The 513-nt window shown below is 69.4% G+C and carries 1 protein-coding gene; it reads right to left on the reverse strand.

The features are described 5' to 3' along the window. Positions 1-513: L,D-transpeptidase (locus MOV75_RS41525; RefSeq protein ID WP_247008681.1), on the reverse strand; the 513-nt coding region annotated here is incomplete at both ends.

Here is a 513-nt window from a genome sequence, read left to right on the forward strand (position 1 = left end):
GGAGGCGGTCGCCGTTCCGGGCGGCGGGCCGCCCGGCATCACCACCACGCGGGTGCCGACCTTGACGCGGTCGAACAGGTCGGAAACGTCCTCGTTCAGCATGCCGATGCAGCCGGACGAGACGAACTTGCCGATGGTCGACGGCTGGTTGGTGCCGTGGATGCGGTAGACGGTCGAGCCGAGATACATCGCGCGAGCGCCGAGCGGATTGCCGGGACCGCCGGCCATGAAGCGCGGCAGATAGGGCTGGCGCTCGATCATCTCGGTCGGCGGATGCCAATCCGGCCACTCGGCCTTGCGGGTGATCTTCTGCACGCCGGTCCAGGTGAAGCCGTCGCGGCCGACGCGGACGCCGTAGCGGATCGCACGGCCGCCTCCGAGCACGTAATAGAGGTAGGTGTTGGGGGTATCGACCACGAGCGTGCCGGCCGGCTCCTTGGTCTGGAACGCGACCTCCTGGCGGCGCAGGTTCTGCGGCAACTGCACCGGCGCAGCATCGGGCTGCTCCTCGGG

This window comes from Bradyrhizobium sp. PRIMUS42 (genome assembly GCF_023006515.1).
In the GTDB taxonomy this organism is placed as follows: Bacteria; Pseudomonadota; Alphaproteobacteria; order Rhizobiales; family Xanthobacteraceae; genus Bradyrhizobium.